The sequence below is a fragment of the Microbacterium sp. genome (assembly GCF_044508325.1).
Lineage (GTDB): Bacteria > Actinomycetota > Actinomycetes > Actinomycetales > Microbacteriaceae > Microbacterium.
Window position 1 is genome coordinate 44593 of the sequence record NZ_JBIQHX010000001.1, and the last position, 18300, is coordinate 62892.

General features: G+C 70.0%; 13 protein-coding genes and 1 other RNA gene. 4 read left to right on the forward strand and 10 right to left on the reverse strand.

Annotated features, from left to right (window positions below):
* Positions 1–24: 24 nt before the first annotated feature.
* The 3 genes from ACIWQI_RS00245 to ssrA all read right to left on the reverse strand — a co-directional run bounded on the left by ACIWQI_RS00245 (position 25) and on the right by ssrA (position 8645).
* On the reverse strand, positions 25–5772 hold the full coding sequence (locus ACIWQI_RS00245) for a cell wall-binding repeat-containing protein (RefSeq protein WP_396655045.1): 5748 nt from the start codon (positions 5770–5772) through the stop codon (positions 25–27).
* Positions 5773–5979: 207 nt separating this feature from the next.
* Entirely contained in the window at positions 5980–8187 is a 2208-nt protein-coding gene (locus ACIWQI_RS00250; protein WP_396655046.1) for an MMPL family transporter, read from the reverse strand.
* Positions 8188–8275: 88 nt separating this feature from the next.
* Positions 8276–8645, reverse strand: a transfer-messenger RNA (tmRNA) gene (gene ssrA, locus ACIWQI_RS00255).
* A 133-nt stretch (positions 8646–8778) separates the two neighbouring features.
* On the opposite strand from ssrA, the gene ACIWQI_RS00260 reads away from it, so the two are divergent.
* From ACIWQI_RS00260 to ACIWQI_RS00270, 3 genes are read left to right on the forward strand one after another with little or no spacing between them, the layout of a single operon-like run.
* Positions 8779–9456, forward strand: coding sequence for an SIMPL domain-containing protein (locus ACIWQI_RS00260; protein WP_396655047.1), 678 nt, complete (start codon positions 8779–8781; stop codon positions 9454–9456).
* Positions 9453–10802 carry a M20/M25/M40 family metallo-hydrolase gene (locus ACIWQI_RS00265; protein ID WP_396655048.1) on the forward strand — a complete coding sequence of 450 codons (1350 nt, stop codon included), beginning with the start codon at positions 9453–9455 and terminating at the stop codon, positions 10800–10802. The genes ACIWQI_RS00260 and ACIWQI_RS00265 overlap by 4 nt, the downstream gene beginning before the upstream one ends.
* The gene (locus ACIWQI_RS00270; protein ID WP_396655049.1) at positions 10799–12250 is read left to right on the forward strand and encodes an MFS transporter; all 1452 of its coding nucleotides are present in this window, start codon (positions 10799–10801) and stop codon (positions 12248–12250) included. The genes ACIWQI_RS00265 and ACIWQI_RS00270 overlap by 4 nt, the downstream gene beginning before the upstream one ends.
* Here ACIWQI_RS00270 and smpB read toward each other — a convergent pair whose 3' ends face one another.
* The 3 genes from smpB to ftsE all read right to left on the reverse strand — a co-directional run bounded on the left by smpB (position 12251) and on the right by ftsE (position 14665).
* Positions 12251–12727, reverse strand: a complete 477-nt coding sequence (gene smpB, locus ACIWQI_RS00275; protein WP_396655050.1) for an SsrA-binding protein SmpB — start codon at positions 12725–12727, stop codon at positions 12251–12253.
* 73 nt (positions 12728–12800) lie between these two features.
* On the reverse strand, positions 12801–13715 hold the full coding sequence (gene ftsX / locus ACIWQI_RS00280; protein ID WP_396655051.1) for a permease-like cell division protein FtsX: 915 nt from the start codon (positions 13713–13715) through the stop codon (positions 12801–12803).
* Entirely contained in the window at positions 13712–14665 is a 954-nt protein-coding gene (gene ftsE, locus ACIWQI_RS00285) for a cell division ATP-binding protein FtsE (RefSeq protein WP_396655052.1), read from the reverse strand. The genes ftsX and ftsE overlap by 4 nt, the downstream gene beginning before the upstream one ends.
* 167 nt (positions 14666–14832) lie before the next feature.
* Between ftsE and ACIWQI_RS00290 the strand changes: the two genes are divergently transcribed.
* Positions 14833–15732, forward strand: a complete 900-nt coding sequence (locus ACIWQI_RS00290; protein WP_396655053.1) for a DUF5067 domain-containing protein — start codon at positions 14833–14835, stop codon at positions 15730–15732.
* Positions 15733–15822: 90 nt separating this feature from the next.
* Here the strand turns inward: ACIWQI_RS00290 and prfB are convergent, their stop codons facing one another.
* Genes prfB through ACIWQI_RS00310 form a run of 4 tightly spaced genes read right to left on the reverse strand, consistent with a single transcriptional unit; the run spans position 15823 to position 18300 of the window.
* Positions 15823–16932, reverse strand: a complete 1110-nt coding sequence (gene prfB, locus ACIWQI_RS00295; protein ID WP_396655054.1) for a peptide chain release factor 2 — start codon at positions 16930–16932, stop codon at positions 15823–15825.
* Positions 16933–16980: 48 nt separating this feature from the next.
* Positions 16981–17418, reverse strand: coding sequence for a pilus assembly protein TadG-related protein (locus tag ACIWQI_RS00300; protein ID WP_396655055.1), 438 nt, complete (start codon positions 17416–17418; stop codon positions 16981–16983).
* The gene (locus ACIWQI_RS00305; RefSeq protein ID WP_396655056.1) at positions 17415–17900 is read right to left on the reverse strand and encodes a TadE family protein; all 486 of its coding nucleotides are present in this window, start codon (positions 17898–17900) and stop codon (positions 17415–17417) included. Before ACIWQI_RS00305 ends, ACIWQI_RS00300 begins: the two co-directional genes overlap by 4 nt.
* Entirely contained in the window at positions 17875–18300 is a 426-nt protein-coding gene (locus ACIWQI_RS00310; RefSeq protein WP_396655057.1) for a TadE/TadG family type IV pilus assembly protein, read from the reverse strand. Before ACIWQI_RS00310 ends, ACIWQI_RS00305 begins: the two co-directional genes overlap by 26 nt.

Below are 18300 nucleotides of genomic sequence, written 5' to 3' on the forward strand. Positions count from 1 at the left end.
CGGCGACGGCTGCGGAGCGCCTTCCTAGTTCGCAGTGACCATCAACGTGGTCCTCGCGGAGACGGACTCCGTCGTTCCTCCTCCATCGGTGTAGGTGATCGTGACGCGGATCCAGCGACCGAGGTCATCCGTCGTCGGTGCGTAGCTGGAGCCCGGCTCCACCACCGCCCCCTCCGGATAGTCGGTCCATGCGGCGTCGTCGTTCACGTCCGGCGCCACGGCGGCATCACTCCACGACCACTGGTAGGCGAGGGTGCTGTCCTCCTGGATCCCGCCGTCCGGGTCCGTCGGCACGCCGGCGGCGATCGAGCTACCCGGCACCAGCGGAATGGCGTGCGCCAACGGTGCCAGCGAACCCGGATGCGGGACATCCGCCACCGGCTGCTCGGACACCGCGGACGATGCCGCCCGGAAGAATCCGTCGCTGTCGGTGTAGCTGGCCGTCACCATCAGGTACTGGCCGACCGCCTCCTGCGTGGGCACGTAGGTGGCCGAGGCCGAGCCGAGCGGGTTGAGCAGCTCCTCCCACTCCCCGATGTTGTCCGGGCTGTCGCCCTCACCCGACCACCAGGTGTAGCGCAGGTTGGTGACCGCGGAGGTGTCGAACGGAGTCGAGCCGACCTCGCCCGGTGCCCACAGCTGGGCCGTGACCGCCTCGCCCTCCGTCGGAGTGGTCGGCGTCATCGTGACCTCAGCCGTCGGCAGGCAGGACTCCCAGCTCATGCCGTCCTCGGCCAGCTGCGCGCAGCCGTCCGTGAACTGCAGCCGCTCGAAGCCGCGGATGATGTCGATGCCGTCGCTCTCCTCGGCCTCCTGCACCTGCGTGTGCTCGACGCGCCAGTAGCCGGAGCCGAGCGGACCCAGCGGCGTGATCGTGTACGCCGCGAACGGGTTGTTGTACTCCGCCGTGTCGATCGCGTTCGGGTCGTCGTCGTAGACGATCTCGCGCACGATGTCGATGTCGCCGGGGTTGATCTCCCCCGAGCGCACCAGCGGCATCAGCTGGAGCGCGGAGTCGTACCGCACACCGGCCGCCTCGAGCTGGACCCGGAGCATCGCGTCGCCGTCGAGGTAGTCGTTGCCGAGCCGTCCCTCGACCACGTCGCTTCCCGGCCCGCCGATGATGATCATGTGCACACCGTCGGAGTCGGACTCCGGCGCTCCGCGCAGGAACGGGAGCGAGAAGTCGCCCAGGGCGTACTCCACGCCGCCCACCTCGACCACCGGCCGCAGCATGTCGACGAGTCCGTCGATGCGCTCCAGCGACGCCTCGGTCGCCTTGCTCACCTCGATGTCGCTCGGCGACAGGTCATCGGCCTCGGTCAGCGGGCCCCGCAGGACGTCGTCGCCCGCTCCGCCGGAGAGTGCCTCCAGCAGGTCGAACCGCGACGGCAGCGGGTTGTTCGGCTCGAAGAATCGGTTGAACGCCCAGTCCGAGGTGACGCCCTGCGTCTGCCCGTAGTAGGTCAGCCAGTCCCAGCCGAGGCCGCCGTGGTTGCGGTCGGTGCCGCCCAGGTGGCCGATGAGGATGTCATCGCCGCCCTCGCCCTCGACGTCGTCGTTGCCGAGCCGGCCGGCGACCACATCGTGTCCGCCGAGCACGTCGTTCTGGAACTGGTCGGCGTTGTCGCCCTGCAGGAGGTCGGCGTGCGGGCCGCCCTCGATCCAGTCGTCGTGCTCGCCGCCGATGACCGCCAGGAAGCGACCGGTCGTGCCGAGCACGATGTCGTCGCCCATCCCGGCGAAGAAGACGTTGCCCTCATCCGCGCCGTTGACCAGGAAGTCGTCGCCGAGGCCGCCGATCACCAGGTCGAGCCCAGGACCGGAGTGGATGAAGTCGTTGCCCTGCATCCCCTTGATGTTGTCGTCGCCGTGGGAGTCGGTGATGATGTCGTCACCGGGGCCGCCCACGAGGGAGTCGACGCCCGCGCCGCCCTCGATGCGGTCGTTGCCCGCGTAGCCCCAGATGGCGTCGTCGCCCTCGTCGCCGCGCAGACTGTCGTCGCCCGGCGTGCCGTGCATCTCGACATGCTCGTCGCCGTTCCACGACCAGGTGCCGTCGGCGAGCCGCGTGAGCCCCGGCTCACGCTCGCCCTCGGGCAGCGCCGCCTGCTCCGCGATGTCCAGGACCGGGTCCTGCAGCGCGAAGATGTCGGCCGGCAGGTGCGAGGCCATCGTGTTGCGCTGGATCATGTCGGAGAACGTGTTGCCCTCGAGCGCCGCGAACAGCTGCTCGCCCTCGTTGCGGAACAGGTAGTAGAACCGGTCGCCGAACTGCAGGTCTTCGAGCTGCTTCTCGAACACGTAGGTGAACGTGGATCCGAGCATGCCGCCGAAGGTGTTGATCCGCTCCGCGAGTCCGCCGACCCAGAAGTCGACGTCCTCGAGGCCGGTGACGGTCTTGCCGCCCACGTTCGCGTACGCACCCGTGCTGCGCATGAAGTCGAGCCGGTCCTCCGGCGCGCTCAGCGGTTCGGGAGCGAACTCCGCGAGGCCCTCCTCCACCGCGTTGCTGACCGAACCCGGGCCGCCCATGATGAAGATCCGTCCGGGCGACAGGCGTTCGATCTCCGCACGCAGCTGCGGCGTGATCCCGGCCGGACCGACCAGCAGCACCGGAGCGCCCGCGATGCCCGCACCGGGGGTGCCGGCCAGGGCGTCCGGGAAGGTCTGCCCGGTCGCCAGGTAGATCCGGTCGAGGGGTCCGTCGAAGAACCGCTGCGACACCTTGATCGACACGTCGTACCGGTCGGTGCCGCTGACCCGGGTCACCGGGCCGCTTGTGTACTGGCTCAGCTGCGCCGCGACCGCGGCGGAGACCGAGCCGGTGCCACCGAGGATGACGATCTCCGTGGGGTTGAGATCCTCGAGCGCCGCGGCCGTGGCCGTCGGAATCCCGTTCGGCCGGACGAGCAGGCTCGCCGAGCCGTCGCGCGCGGCCACGGCGCCGCCGGACAGCGCGTCCGGGAAGACCAGGCCGTTGGAGATGAACACACGACCGCCGGGCTCGAGCTGCGCCGCGATGTTCGCGGCGACCTCGAAGCGGTCGGCACCGCCGATGCGCGTGACGGGAGGATCGGTCGGGAACATCTGGTTCAGCGTCGCCACGGTCTTCGGTCCGACCGAGGCCGGTCCGCCCAGGACGACGATGCGCTCCGGCTGAAGCGTGGTGAGCGCCTGGTAGGTGGCCAGGGGCAGCTCACCGGTGTCCTGCGGGCCGGTCAGCAGGATCGGCCCGCCGGTCTGCGAGGCGAGCACACCGCCGGCCAGCGCGTCGGCGAACGCCAGGCCCGCCGAGATGTAGACGACCGGCACCGGTGCGTTGAAGTGGCGCTCGGCGATCGCCTTCGCCGTGGTGTACCGGTCGGGTCCCCACAGGCGCAACACGAACTCCTCGCCCAGGGGCGCCCCGTTCACCAGCAGTGCCGCGGCATTGCGCTTCGCCTCCAGCGTGTCCGCCTCGAGGATCGTCTGGTGCTTGCCGTACGCGGCGACGAAGTTCACCAGCGATGCGCTCTCGCCGCCTCGGCCGAAGTTGTTGCCGTTCTTCAGCGAGCGACCGAACTCCTCCCAGTTGTCGTACGGCCTCAGCGATGCCTCACCGCTTTCGAGCCAGAACTGGCGCCGTGCCTCCTGCAGCGGGGGCACACCGACGTCACGGCCGCGCAGCAGGTTCAGCGTCGGCAGGTCGAGCGGCAGGCCGAGCAGGTTGTTGCGCAGGACGTCGACGACGTGCTCGTCGATCTGGCTGCCCACCCGGGCGGTCATGCCGTTGACCCAGGCACCCGCGGCCTCCTGGACCGAGAGGGTTCCGCCCTCGTCGAACAGGCGGGGGTTGAGGAAGCCGTCCAGCAGCGGCACGTCCCGCAGCGTCTGGTCGCCGCCGACGACCGGCTCACGGCCGATCGTCTCGGTCATCATCGAGTGCCCGAAGCGGTAGACGACGTGGGCGAACTCGGCGGTGATGCTGGGGTTGCGGTTCGCGTCGTAGCTGTTCTCGTTGAAGACCACTCCGTCGATGGTGGGGGCGATCTTGCGGGCGAACTCCTCGAACACGAGGTGCTGGTACTGCATCTCGGTGGCGAACTTGGCCGCCTGGAAGAGGCGCTCCTCGTAGTGCCAGTCGTCGGCCTGCGGCTGCGGCAGGGTCTCCTCGGGCTTGTGCGAGATGTAGTTGTGCGGCTCGCCGCGGAACGCCTTCGCGAACTCGGCCATGCCGCCGCGCGCGTCGGAGTCCTGCGCTTCCAGCAGCTCCTGGTCGGGATGCGTGCCGTTGAGCAGCTGCTCGATCACGCCCACCATCCGGTTGTGCTCGGCGTGGAAGACCGCGTGCACGGCGGTCAGGCCGACGTTCTCGTTCACGCGACCGTCGCCGGCGATGAAGTGCTCGTCGAGCAGCGCGTTGTCGTAGCCGGTGAGCACAGGCTGGTTGTTCTCGTCGAGCACGGGCGTGCCGTCCTCGTTGAAGCGCGGCAGCAGCTCGCCGTTCAGCAGCACGGGGGTGGACCCGTGCGCGATGTCATCGAGGAACGCGTGACCGGTGCCCAGCGCGTCATCCGGGACATCGGTGCCGTTGCCCGCCAGCGACCCGGGGACGCGCCGCGGGTCGGCGGGGTCTCCCGCGAGGATCTGCGGGAAGCCGTTCTCGGCCGGCACGAAGTTGCCGTAGAGGTCGGTCAGCAGCAGCGGAACGTCGAGCAGGTCGGCATCCGTCAGCTCGATGCCGAGCACCTCGCGCGCCTGACGCTTCACGTCGCGCCACTTGGCCATGCCGCCGTTCTCTCCCTCGATGAGGCGGCCCGTCGTCCGCGGCACGCCGCCCACGAGCTCGTACTCGCGCAGGAAGACCTGCATCGACGGGTGCGAGCTGTAGGTCTGGTTCTGGTCGATGAACGGCGTCGTGAGGTTCTCGTGCTCGGGCTCGTCGCCGTCCAGGCGCGTCGCCCGCGAGAGCGTGATGTAGTTGCCGGCCGGGTCGCAGGGCACGAGCACGCCGGCGTCGTTCTCCTTCTGGCCGCCGGGCGGGCAGAACAGCGGGTCGTCCTCGGCGAGCGGAACGATCATCGTGCCGTTGCCGCCCTTCCTGACGAGGTCGAGGCCGTGGTCGAAGAACTGGCCGAAGAAGCCGAAGAAGGTGTTGAAGGGGGCGGAGAGCTCCTCGTCGGGCGCCGTGTTCGGGATCGTCACGCGGTTGGTGCCGGGGACGGTGATGGCGGTGCCGGCCTCCCACTGGTTGACGATCGCCGGGTTGTCCATCGTCTGGTCGACGATGAGGTTGCTGATCAAGCGCGGCTGCGAGTCGTAGACGTTGCCCTGCACCTGCTCGTAGCACGTGGTCCCGGGGTCGCACATCTCGGTCTGTGCGGGGGTGTTCTCGTCGAACCCGAGCGCCAGATCCTCAGGCTCGGCCTGGCGCCACTCGGCGTCGAGCAGACGCGGGAAGGGGACGTCGGATGCGCCGTAGTCGACCTGCTGGACGCGCAGGTTGTTGAACGAGCCGTCGACGGTGCGCACGCCCTTCGGACGCGCCTCGTCGGACACGCAGTTCTGCGCGGCGTCGCCCTGATCGGTGCACAGCAGCTCATAGTTCGACGGATTCAGCACGTCGGCGGCATGCGCCTCGGAGATCTGGATCTGACGGAGGATGAACTCCAGGTCGTTCTGGTTGAGTGTGAACGACGGAGTCTCGTCGGTCACGTCCGCCGCCGCCGGAGGCGGAGGCGGGGCCAGCAGAAGCGTGACGACCAGAGATGCGACAGCGATGATCGCCACCGTCAGACGTCGTCCCCAGGAACCCTTTTCGGATACATACGTCGCAGACACTGCAACCGCCTTCTCGGTGGACGAGACGCCACCATCCCCAGTTGTGAACCGCCGGAGGGCCCCATACCCACCGCGGGCGAGCATCAAGCGAAATGCTCTGTGGGGGAATGTCTACAGGAACTGTCAGCGACACGCAAGGAGAAAATCAGGATTCGTTCAGGCGCGGTGGGCTGAAAGCGCGCGCTCCTTGCGGGCATCCTGCGCCGCAGGCCGGGCGGAGAGCCTGCTGGGCCACCAGACGCGGCCGCCCAGATCGTAGGCCAGCGCCGGCACCAGGAGGGTCCGCACGACGAAGGTGTCCAGGAGCACGCCGAACGCCACGATGAACGCGATCTGCGCCATGAACAGCAGCGGCAGCACGCCCAGAGCCGCGAACGTGGCCGCCAGCACGATCCCCGCTGAGGTGATGACGCCGCCGGTGAGCACGAGGGCGCGCAGGATGCCGGCACGCGGGCCGTGCTGCAGCGACTCCTCGCGCGCCCGCGTCATGAGGAAGATGTTGTAGTCCACGCCGAGGGCTATCAGGAACACGAAGGCGAACAGCGGGACCGTGGGATCGGCGCCCGAGAAGCCGAACACGAGGTTGAAGACCAGGGCCGACACCCCGAGCGCTGCCGCGAACGAGAGGGCGACACTCGCGATCACCACGATCGGCGCGACGATGGCGCGCAGCAGCAGCATGAGGATGAGGGTCACCGCGACCAGCACCAGCGGGATGATCGTCGCACGGTCGACCACGGCTGCGGCGTTCGCGTCCAGATCGACGGCCGTCGGGCCGCCCACGAGGATGTCCGTGCCCAGGTCGTCCAGCACCCGGCGCAGCTCGACCACGGTCCGCTCCGCCTCCAGGGAGTCGGCAGCCGAGGTGAGGGTCACCTCGAGCAGCACCTGGTCGTCGACCACGAGCGGCGCATACGGGATGCCGGCACCCGGCGCGAACGGCTGCACCCCTTCCGGCGTGATCGGGGTGGGGCCGCCGAGGGTGACCACCCGGACGCTGTCCACGCCCTCCACCCCGAGGATCACGCCGGTGGCCTCCAGCATCCGCTCCGTGTCCGTGACGATGACCGCCGGGGTCCCCGCGCCGGCCGGGAAGTGCTCGCTGAGGACGATGAGCCCGTCGCGGGCCTGGGACTGGCCCATCACGTATTCGCTGGAGGGCGATCCGTCGGCCTTCAGCTGGGTGAGCCCGACCGACATGACCGCCAGCGCCACGGTCGCGATCACCCACACGGCGCGGTGCCGGGCGGCGACCGTGCGCGCCAGCTTCGGCCATAGTCCGGGGCCTTCGAGGGGGTCTTCCGCGCGCGCGGCCGCCACGGGGATCCTGCGGGGCCAGAAGGCGACCCGGCCGGCCCACAGCAGCAGTGCCGGCAACAGCGTGAACGAGGCCAGCAGGGCGAACACGATGCCGATCGACGCGATGGGGCCGAGGGTGCGGTTCGAGTCGAGCCGGCTGGCCAGCAGCACCATCAGTGCGGCGATGACGGTCAGGCCCGACGCGAGGATGGGCTGCCACGAGCGGCGCAGCGCGTCCCAGGTCGCATCCCATCGGGAATCGTGCACGACAAGGGCCTCGCGATAGCGAGAGACGTACAGCAGCGCGTAGTTGGTCGTCGCCCCGACGACGAGGATGAGCAGGATGCCCTGGGTCTGGCCGGCCAGCAGCACCGCTCCGGATCGGGCCAGCTGCGCCACGACGAGCACGGCGCCGCACAACGCCGACAGGCTGGTGACCAGCACGATGAGGGGCAGCAGCGGCGACCGGTAGACGATCACGAGGATCAGCAGCACAGCACACAGTGCGACGAGCAGGAGCAGTCCGTCGATGCCGGCGAACGCGGAGATGATGTCGGAGGCGAATCCCGCGCCGCCGGTGATGTAGACGCCCGTCGCGGCCGGGATGGCGGTCGCCAGAGCCGCCCGCAGCTGGTCGACCGATTCGTCCACGGCACCGGCGGACTCGACCGGGATCACGGTGACCGCGGCGAGGCCGTCCTCGGAGATGACGAACGGGGTGGAGCGGAACAGGGAGACCCCGTCGATGGGCGGCAGCAGCTCGACGGCGCGCTTCATGAGCGCGCCGTCCCGCTCGGAGAGCGGCTGGTCGAAGGTGAAGACCGCGACGGCGGACGAATAGCCCTCCGCACGGAAGGCGGCCTGGACGTGATCGACCTCGGTGGACTCGGCGCTCGCCGGGAGGAACTGCACCCGATCATTGGTGCCCAGTTCGTTCAGCTGGCTGAACATCCGGCCGCCGACCGCGAGCACGACGAGCCAGACGACGATCACGAGCGCGGTCAGGGCGATGCGCCTGCCTTGCGATCTGCTGACGGTCTGCTTGGATGACTCCCCAGTTGCCATGGGTGACAACCTAGGGCATTCGCGCCGGAATGCACGAAGCCCGGCTCGACGCGTTTCCGCGCGAGCCGGGCTTCGTCGCGACAGCGGTTGGTGGAGCTGGGGGGAATCGAACCCCCGTCCAGCGCTGAGTCTCCACGCCTTCTCCGGGCGCAGTCTGTGCGAGCGTTCTGCTCGGCCCCGACCTTTGTCACAGACACCTAAGTCGACAGGCCCAGTCTGGGAAGAGTCCCGTGTGACGTCCAGACGCCGTCACACAGCGAGATTCCTAGATGACGCCAGGATCCGTGTCGGAATCAGCCACGGCCTGACGGACTATCGGGCTCGCTTATGCAGCGAGGGCGAAGTCGTTGCGCTTTGCATCGGCAACTATTGGTTTGCAGGGGGCGTTCACGAGATAACCCTGCATCCTCGGCCCGCTTCTCGTGGATTCACAGGCGCTGTCGAAACCGATCAGCCCCGTGGTCCTCTCAGGGAGGGACCGCTGTCACACTGTGGAGTTTTCCAGCCCGGGTCTTCGCAGACATCCGAGCATCACAGTGTACAACGCTCCGCCGTCACTGGAGCATTCCCCGCCCCATTAGGCTCTCGCACATGAGCGAAGTGGTCATCACCGTGCGCGGCGAGCACAAGGTCCGGATCCTGCCCGAGCGCGCCGTCGCGCACCTCAGCGTGGTCGCCGAGGGGCCCGAGCGCGACGCGGTCGTCGAGCGCATCGCGGCGCTGACCGAACCCGTGCGCGACGACCTCGTCGCCCGCAAGCAGTCCGGCGCGCTGAGCGACTGGAGCAGCCGGAGCGTCTCCGTGTGGAGCGAGCGCCCCTGGGGTCCTGATGGACGGCGCCTCGCCCCGGTGCACCACGCGTCGGTCGAGGTCACGGCCACGTTCACCGACTTCGCGGTGCTGTCCTCGTGGGCAGGCGACGTCGCCGAGCGCGAGGGCGTGCAGCTGGGCTGGGTCGACTGGCAGCTCACGCCCGAGACCCGGGCTCGCGTGGAACGCGAGGTCGCGACCGACGCGGTGCAGGTCGCCGTGCAGCGGGCGGGTGCGTACGCCGCCGCTCTCAGCCTGCAGACCGTGAGCGCACTGGAGGTCGCCGACGTCGGGCTGCTCACGCACGACTCCGGCGGCGGCTCGCGACCGGAGGCGATGATGGTGAAGTCCGCGCGCGCGTTCGCCGCCGACAGCGGCGGCGCGAGCCCCGCGGTTCAGCTCCAGCCGGAGGAGATCGTCGTCGCCTCGGCGGTCGAGGCACGGTTCGCGGCGCGATGACCGCTGCCGTCGCCCGCCCCGACATCGCCGTCCGGCTGTCCCGCATGATCGCGCTGCCGACCGTCTCGGCCGAGCTCGACGAGCGCGGGATGGCGCCGTTCGACGAGTTCGTCGCCCTGCTCGCCGAGCTGTACCCCCTCGTGCACGAGCGGCTCGACCTCGAGCGTCACACGGATCTCGGCCTCCTGTTCCGGTGGCGCGGGCGCACCGGAGCCGATCCGCTCGTGCTGATGGCGCACTACGACGTGGTTCCCGTGGACGAGTCCGACCCGTGGACCCATCCGCCTTTCTCCGGCCGGATCGAGGACGGCTGGGTCCACGGACGGGGAGCGCTCGACGACAAAGGCCCCCTCGTGGTGATCCTCGATGCGGTGGAGAATCTCCTCTCGGCGGGCTTCGCCCCGCAGCGCGACGTGTATGTGGCACTGGGCGGCAACGAGGAGACCTTCGGAGACGCGGCGCGCACGATGGCGGCCGCCCTCCACAACCGCGGGATCTCACCATGGCTCGTGCTGGACGAGGGCGGTGCGATCGTCGAGGATCCGCTGCCGTTCGTCCGCGGCCCCGTGGCCATGGTCGGCGTCGCCGAGAAGGGCATCCTGACGGTGCGGCTCTCCGCCCGCGGCACGGGGGGCCATGCCTCGGCACCTCCGTCCTACACCGCCGTGCGGCGCATCGCGCGCGCCCTCGACCGCCTCGGGCCGGGCTCGTTCCGGCCGCGGACGCCGCCGACGGTCTCCGCGATGCTCGCCCGCTTCGCCGAGCGGGCGAGCGGGCTCGCACGCACCGGGTATCGGCTCCTGGCCGCCTCTCCCCCGCTCACCGCCCGCATCCTCGCCGCCGCCGGCGGCGAGCCCGCGGCGTTCGTGCGCACCACCGTCGCCGCCACGATGCAGTCGGGCGGCACGGCCGCGAACGTCCTGCCGTCGCAGGCGAGCGCCACCGTCAACCTGCGCATCGCGGTCGGGGAGACCGTGGCCGGCACGGTCCGCCGCATCCGCCGGCGCATCGCCGACCGGCAGGTGGAGGTCACCGTGGTCGAGGGCGACGACCCATCGCCGGAGTCTCCGGTCGACGACCCGGCGTTCACGGCGATCGCCGACGCCGTCGCCGTCGCGTATCCCGGTGCGGCCGCCGTGCCGTACGTCATGATGCAGGCCACCGACTCGCGGCACTTCCACCGACTCTGGCCGCGGGTGTACCGCTTCGCGCCGCTGGAGATGTCGCGCGCGCAGCGCGCCTCGATCCACGGGGTCGACGAGCGCGTGGAGATCGGGAGTCTGGAGCGCGGCGAGCGCTTCCACCGCGCCCTGATCGAGGGCCTGAGCGGCAAGGAGGCCGCATGAGCGCACGCGTCACGCTGGGCACGCTGGCCGGCGTCGTCGGATTCCTGGCTTTCGTCGAGTTCACCAGCGGTGTGCTCCAGGGCTACTACACGCCGATGTTCACCGACATCGCGCGCCATCTGGACGTCCCCGATGCCGATGTGAACTGGCTGGAGGGCACCCAGCTGATGCTGTCGGCCCTGGTCGTGCCGGCGTTCGCGAAGCTCGGCGACATGATCGGGCACAAGCGCATGCTGCTGGTGTCCACGGCCCTCACCGGCGCTGCGGCTCTCGCGCTGCCGTTCACCGACTCGTTCCTGGTGTTCCTGGTCGCCTGGGCACTCATGGGCTTCTACGTCGTGTGGCTGCCGCTGGAGATCGCGCTGATCTGGTCGCGCTCGCGTCGGATGGAGGGGCGCTCGACGATCACGGCGCGGGCGGCGGGATTCCTCGTCGCGGCCCTGGAGACCGGGGCGATCGCGGGCGCCCTCGCCGGCGGAGCGCTCATCGACAGCCTGCCGCTGTGGATCGTGCTGCTGATCCCGGCGCTGCTGGTGGTCGTGTGCTTCTTCGTCATCCTGTTCGGAGTCAAGGAGTCTCCCGAGCCCACCGGCGGCCGCCTGGACACGGTCGGGCTGGTGCTCATCTCGATCGCGCTGATCGCCTTCACCGGCGGACTGAGTCTGCTGCGCATCAACGGACCGGTCGATGTGTGGGCGTGGGCGGTGGTGCTGCTCGGCATCCTGCTGGTCGTCCCCTTCGTGCTCTGGGAGCTGCGCGTCGACGACCCCGTCATCGACGTCCGGATGTTCCGCTCCCCGGCGCTGGGGCCGGTGTTCCTCACGGCGGGCCTGTTCGGCGTGAGCGTGCTGGGCGCCCAGGCGCCGCTTTCCACCTTCGCCCGCACCGACCCGGAGGTGTACGGGTACGGGCTGGGGACGGCGGGCTTCGCGACCTCGCTGATCATCGGCGTCTACCTCATCGCGATGATCGCCGGCGCCCTGTCGTTCTCGCCGATCGCCCGGAGGGTCTCGCCGCGCATCGCGCTGGTCGGGGCCGCGGTGCTCGTCGGTGTCGGGTTCCTGCTGTTCCTGCCGCTGCATGCCACCTACCTGCAGGTCATCGTCAACATGGTGATCGTGGGCATCGGGTCGGGGGCGCTGGTGGCTGCGCTGCCGGCAGCGGCCGCGTCCGCGGCGCCGGCCTCGCAGACCGGCGTGGCGACCGGGCTGACCAACTCGGTGAAGACGGTGGGCGGCGCGATCGCGTCGTGCGTGTTCGGCATCGCGCTCCTGCACGGGGCGACCGGCGCCGCGCAGACCGGAGGCACCGCGGGATCGTTCTCGGGCTACGTCACCGTCTGGGTGGTGTGCGGGGTCACCGCGCTCGCGGCCGCGATCCTGCTGCTGTTCGTGCCGAAGACCGCCTTCACGGATGCCGCGCACGTCGCGCAGACGCAGGCCCGCTGACTACTCGCCGAGGCGGTTGCGCGTGCGCATCGCCCGCTCGGCCTCGCGCTTGTCCTCACGTTCGCGGATGGCCTGTCGCTTCTCGTACTCGCGGCGACCCTTGGCGACCGCGATCTCGACCTTCGCCCGTCCGTCCGAGAAGTACAGCCGGAGGGGGACGAGGGTGTAGCCGCCGGCGGAGACGGCGTGCGAGAGCTTGATGATCTCGTCCTTGTGCAGCAGCAGCTTGCGGGTCCGCTTGGCGGAGTGGTTGGTCCAGTGGCCCTGCGAGTACTCCGGGATGTGGACGGCGTCGAGGAAGGCCTCGCCGCCGTCGATGTAGGCGTAGCCATCGGAGAGGTTCGCGCGACCCTGCCGCAGCGACTTCACCTCGGTGCCGGTGAGCACCAGCCCCGCCTCGTACGTCTTCTCGATCGTGTAGTCGTGGCGCGCGCGACGATTGGTCGCGACGACCTTCTCCCCGCGCTCCCTGGGCATTGCGACTCCTGATGACTGCTCGACCGGCCCGCTCCGGTCGAGGGGCGGCGTGTCAGTCTACCGGTCCGCGGGCTCAGGCCCGCAGCCAGCGACGGATCGCGAACCCGGCCGACAGGGCGGCCAGCACTCCCCCGATGGCCAGCAGCACCGGCACGACGACGGCGGCCTCCGACATGCCCACCCACGTCGTGACGAAGGCGACCCGCGACTGCAGATAGCCCTCGACCCCGAACCGCACCCCGGCGAGCACGGCGAGGCTGGCCAGGATCGCGCCGATGAGCGCGGCGAAGACGCCCTCCAGGATGAAGGGGGTCTGGATGAAGCGATTGGATGCCCCCACCAGCCGCATGATGCCGATCTCCCTGCGGCGCGCGAAGGCCGAGAGGCGGATCGTGGTGGCGATCAGGAGCACGGCCGCGATGAGCATGAGCGCGGCGATTCCCACCGCGATGTAGGTCGCGACCGTGAGGGCCGAGAAGAGCGGGTCGAGCAGCTCGAGCTGGTCTCTCACCTCCTCGATGCCCTCCGCGCCGGCGAACGCCTCCACGATCGCGTCCGCCTCGGTGGGGTCGACCAGACGCACCCAGAAGGTGGCGCTGACCTGCTCGGGGGTCAGGAAGCTCGCCTCGTCCTCGCCGAGGAGGTCGACGAGATCCTGATAGGCCTCCTCCGAGGTCTGGAAGCGGATCTCCTTGATGAGCGGCGACAGCGCCGGGCTCTCGAGCTTGGCCTCGACCGCCTGGATCTGCTCGTCGGTGGCGGCGCCGGCGGTGCACGTGGCCGCCGTCGAGCCCGAGGCGCACAGGTAGATCTGCACCTGCGCGCGGTCCTGCCAGAACGCGCGCATCGTGCCGATCTGCATCTGCATGAGCATGGCGGCGCCCACGAAGGTGAGTGAGACGAACGTGACCAGGACGACCGAGATCACCATCGAGGCGTTGCGCCGCAGGCCCGAGAACGCCTCGGACCAGATCAGTCCGAACCTCATGCCGTCGGCCCCACTTCGTCTTCGTCCTCGGGGTCGGCAAGTCCCAGCCGATCGGCGACGCCCAGCTCCTCCAGGTCGATCTCCCGGGTGGGAAGCGCCACCGGTCGCGTCGCCGGGGCGGGCTCGGCGGCCGGCTCCGCGGCCGGTTCTGCCGGCTCCTCCGCCGGCGGCGCCGCCGCCTCGCGCCGGGCCTCGAGGACCGCGGTGAGCGCGGCGACCGCTGCCGCGCCGCGCTCGGGCTCGGGGGCGAGGGTGGGGATGCTGGAGGTGTCGCCGTATCCGCCGTGGCGCTCGTCGCGCACGAGCTCCCCGTCGCGCAGCTCGATCACGCGGCGCTGCATCTGGTTGACGAAGCCCGCCTCGTGCGTGGCCATGAGGATCGTCGTGCCGCCGGCGTTGATGCGCGCCAGCAGCTGCATGATGTCGACGGAGGTCGCCGGGTCGAGGTTGCCCGTGGGCTCGTCGGCCAGCAGCACCTGCGGCCGGTTGACCAGCGCGCGGGCGATCGCGACGCGCTGCTGCTCGCCGCCGGACAGCTCGTGCGGCATCCGCTTCTCCTTGCCCTCCAGCCCCACCAGGGCGAGCACCTCGGGGACGGCCTGCTGTACGAAGCCGCGCGAGGATCCGATCACCTGCAGCGTGAAGGCGACGTTCTGGAAGACGGTCTTGGTCGGCAGCAGCCGGAAGTCCTGGAACACCGCGCCGATGTGGCGCCGGAAGTAGGGCACCTTGCCGTGCGACAGCGTACGCAGATCGCGCCCGAGCACCACCACCCGACCGGCGGTGGGGACGTCTTCGCGGAGGATGAGGCGCAGGCAGGTCGACTTGCCGGAGCCGGAGGCCCCGACGAGGAAGACGAACTCTCCGCGCTGCACCTCGAAGTCGACGTCGCTGAGAGCGGGTCGGGCGGTGCCGCGATACCGCTTGGTGACGTTTTCGAACCGGATCATGGCTGTGCCAGCCTAGGCGGATGCCGGCCTGAATGCGCTCAACACACGGGCGCCCGGCGCATCGGCCGCCGACCGCGCCGGCGACGTCCGATCTGATCGATAGCATGACCAAGGTGGGACGGATTCGACGTTCTCACATTCAGCAACGACATCGGGGGAGCATGCATATGAGCACGCCTGCAGGTTGGTACGACGACGGATCTGGCCGTCAGCGCTGGTGGGATGGCACGCAGTGGACAGACCACTTCGCGGACGCAGCGCAGGCCGGCGGCGGTGAGGTCGCCCAGTCCGCCGCCGGTTCGCCGGGTGCCACCCTCACGGCTGCTCCGCCGGCCGCCGCGTTCGCAGCGCCCGCTGCCGCAACCGCTGTCGCCGCCCCGAAGACGAAGCCTTCGGCCGTCGGCATCATCGCGCTCGTGGTGAGCGCCATCGGGTTCATCTTCGCCTGCATCCCGGGTGCTCTCATCGTGGGCTGGATCCTGCTGCCGATCGGGTTCATCCTCTCCCTGGTCGCCGTCTTCCTGAAGGGCGCGAAGTGGCCCGCGATCACGGGACTCGTGCTCGCGATCGTGGGAACGGTCGTCGGCTTCGTCGTGTTCTTCACCCTGATGGCGAACGCCGCCAACGCGGCGTTCAGCGAGGCCGGGCTGATCCCCGACACCGACACCGACTCCTCGATCTCGGAGCCGGAGGGCGGGCCTGAAGAGCCTGCGGCCGCGAGCGACTTCGCCGTCGTCATCGGCGAGTCGGCACAGACGGAGGATTACGAGGGCAAGGCGGCGCTCGTGGTGACCTTCACGTTCACGAACAACAGCGCCGACGACGCCAACTTCATGTTCGCCGTCTCTCCGAAGGCATTCCAGGACGGCGTCGAGCTCGAGAACGCGATTCTCCTGAGCGACGACTTCGACCTGGACAACGCACTCAAGGACGTGAAGCCCGGGGTCTCGCTCGACGTGCAGTGGGCCTACGTGCTCGACGGCACATCGGATGTCACGGTCGAGGTGACCGAGCTGATCAGCTTCGACGACACGATCCTTGCGACCAAGACGTTCAGCGTCGGCTGACCGCATCCGGCCGACGTCGGATCAGCCCGCTCGTTCACGCGCACGCGTGCAGCGAGCGGGCTGACTCGCATCGCCGTGGAACGCGAGCGGTCAGTCCTCGTCCTTGCGCTTGCGCCAGCGGATGCCGGCGGCGATGAACCCGTCGATCTCGCCGTCGAACACCGGGGCGGGGTTGCCGACCTCGTAGCCGGTGCGCAGGTCCTTGACCAGCTGCTGCCCGTACAGGAAGTACGACCGCATCTGGTCGCCCCAGCTCGCGGTGATGGTGCCGGCCAGCTCCTTCTTCTTCGCCGCCTCCTCTTCGCGCTTGAGCAGCAGCAGTCGCGTCTGCAGCACCCGCATGGCGGCGGCGCGGTTCTGGATCTGGCTCTTCTCGTTCTGCATCGAGACGACGATGCCGGTGGGGATGTGCGTGATCCGCACGGCCGAGTCGGTCGTGTTGACCGACTGCCCGCCGGGGCCGGACGAGCGGAAGACGTCGACGCGGATGTCGGTCTCGGGGATCTCGACCTCCTGCGCCTCCTCCATGACGGGGATGACCTCGACGGCAGCGAAGCTCGTCTGGCGCTTGTCGGCCGATCCGAAGGGGCTGATGCGGGCCAGACGGTGGGTGCCCGCCTCCACAGACAGCGTTCCGTAGGCGTAGGGCGCGTCGACCTCGAAGGTGGCGGACTTGATGCCCGCACCCTCGGCGTAGGAGGTGTCCATCACCTTGACGGGGTACTTGTGACGCTCGGCCCAGCGCAGGTACATGCGCAGCAGCATCTCGGCGAAGTCGGTGGCGTCGTCGCCTCCCGCGCCCGAGCGGATCGTGACGACCGCCGCCCGGTCGTCGTACTCGCCGTCGAGCAGGGTCTGCACCTCGAGCTGCGAGATGACGTCGCCCAGCGCCGCCAGCTCGGTGCGCGCCTCGGCGGCCGACTCCTCATCGTCCATCTCGTTGGCGAGCTCCACCAGCACCTCGAGGTCGTCGAGGCGCTGCGCGACCGCCGTGACACGAGCGAGTTCGGACTGCCGGTGGCTCAGGGCGCTCGTGACCTTCTGCGCCTGCTCCGGGTCGTCCCACAGGTCGGGGGCGCCCGCCTGCTCGCTCAGCCGCGCGATCTCTTCCTCCAGCGCGGGGACGTCGACCACCGCCTGGATCTCGTTGAACGTGGACTTCAGGGCGGCGATATCGGCAGACAGATCGAGCTCGAGCATGACACTTCAGACTAACGTTTCCCCCGCGCGGTCGATGCCCGGCCTGCCTCAGCGCAGAGCGGTGCGGCTGGTGGCGGTCGATTCCAGGGTGACCCCGTCGGGCACGAAAAGGGAGAACAGGGGCGGATGCCACTGCGTCCGCAGCGTGACCCGAGCCGACACGCCGTCGGGCGTGCCCGCCCAGACCAGTGCGGCATCGGCTCCGACCTCGTCCACGAGGGCCTGGGCCTGTTCGTGCACGGCGCCGTCGCGCAACTCGGCCCGCACCGCGCCGGCGTCGAGCGTCAGCGTGAACCCGTCCGCGCCGGCCAATGACGCCGCATCGGCGAGACCGTCGAGACGCTTCTGCTCGAGGTACAGCGACGTCGCGCTCACGCAGACGAGAATCGCCGCGAGCGCCAGCAGCGCGTAGCCGATCGTGAGCAGCAGGATGCTGCCGTCCTCGTCGCGCGGCATCCCGGCGAGGCGGCGCCGCGGCGCCCTCATCCGCTCCCCCAGAATCGCGAGACCTTCTGCGCGGAGGACGCCTCCACCGGCACACTGGCGATCCGCTCCAGGCCGAGGACCGCAGGGACCAGCGGCAGCGTGACCCGGGTACGGATGGTGACCACCAGCATCGCGCCCGCGGACGGGCACTGCGCCCTCGCAGGGCGACAGCGCAGGCTGAGTTCGACCGCGTCCGCATCCATTCCGTACTCCGTCACGACGGCGCTCAGGACCGCGTCGGCGCGATCGGTCGCGGTGCCGGCATCCGCCGCGGTCGCGACCGCTCGCGCGAGATGCCGGGCGCCGGCTTCCGCGCCCATCGCCTGCCCCTGGATCGCACCCAGCGCGACGACGAGGTACACGAGCGGCACCAGCAGCACGATCCCCACCGCGATGAACTCGAGCGCCGCCGAGCCCTCCTGGCCGGCCGTGGCTGCCCGCAGGCGCCGCCGCAGTTCAGCCCAGCGACTCCAGCGGAGCATGCGCGGTCACCTCCAGCGCAGCCGGGGCGCCCAACAGACCGACCAGCGGCAGCGTCGTGGTGACGGTGACCTCCACGGCGGGGTGCCCGAGACTCGTCGTCTCGCGCGCCCGCACGTCCTGCGCGAAGTCCGCGCCCACCGTGCGGGCGATGATCTGCGCCGTCCGCTGCGCGCCCTGCTCCGCGGACGTGTCGGCGAGCGCTGCGTGGAAGGCGCCCTCCACCGCGGCGTCGTGCACGACGTTGCGCACATAGACGGCCAGGCCCAGCTGCAGCACTCCGAGGGTCAGGAGCGTCAGCAGCGCGCCCACGAGTACGAACTCCACGGGGCTGCTTCCCGAGTCGTCCTGCGGACCGCCGAGCAGCCGAGGGATGCCGCGGGCCCACCGGCCGGACCGCAT

Excerpts from the sequence above, each read along its gene's own strand:
- ACIWQI_RS00300 (WP_396655055.1), bottom strand. The coding sequence starts at position 17,418 with ATGAGGGCGCCGCGGCGCCGCCTCGCCGGGATGCCGCGCGACGAGGAC.
- ACIWQI_RS00265 (WP_396655048.1), top strand. The coding sequence starts at position 9,453 with ATGACCGCTGCCGTCGCCCGCCCCGACATCGCCGTCCGGCTGTCCCGC.
- smpB (WP_396655050.1), bottom strand. The coding sequence starts at position 12,727 with ATGCCCAGGGAGCGCGGGGAGAAGGTCGTCGCGACCAATCGTCGCGCG.
- ACIWQI_RS00290 (WP_396655053.1), top strand. The coding sequence starts at position 14,833 with ATGAGCACGCCTGCAGGTTGGTACGACGACGGATCTGGCCGTCAGCGC.
- ACIWQI_RS00260 (WP_396655047.1), top strand. The coding sequence starts at position 8,779 with ATGAGCGAAGTGGTCATCACCGTGCGCGGCGAGCACAAGGTCCGGATC.
- ACIWQI_RS00305 (WP_396655056.1), bottom strand. The coding sequence starts at position 17,900 with ATGCTCCGCTGGAGTCGCTGGGCTGAACTGCGGCGGCGCCTGCGGGCA.
- ftsE (WP_396655052.1), bottom strand. The coding sequence starts at position 14,665 with ATGATCCGGTTCGAAAACGTCACCAAGCGGTATCGCGGCACCGCCCGA.
- ACIWQI_RS00250 (WP_396655046.1), bottom strand. The coding sequence starts at position 8,187 with ATGGCAACTGGGGAGTCATCCAAGCAGACCGTCAGCAGATCGCAAGGC.
- ACIWQI_RS00310 (WP_396655057.1), bottom strand. The coding sequence starts at position 18,300 with ATGCGGTCCGGCCGGTGGGCCCGCGGCATCCCTCGGCTGCTCGGCGGT.
- ftsX (WP_396655051.1), bottom strand. The coding sequence starts at position 13,715 with ATGAGGTTCGGACTGATCTGGTCCGAGGCGTTCTCGGGCCTGCGGCGC.
- ACIWQI_RS00270 (WP_396655049.1), top strand. The coding sequence starts at position 10,799 with ATGAGCGCACGCGTCACGCTGGGCACGCTGGCCGGCGTCGTCGGATTC.
- prfB (WP_396655054.1), bottom strand. The coding sequence starts at position 16,932 with ATGCTCGAGCTCGATCTGTCTGCCGATATCGCCGCCCTGAAGTCCACG.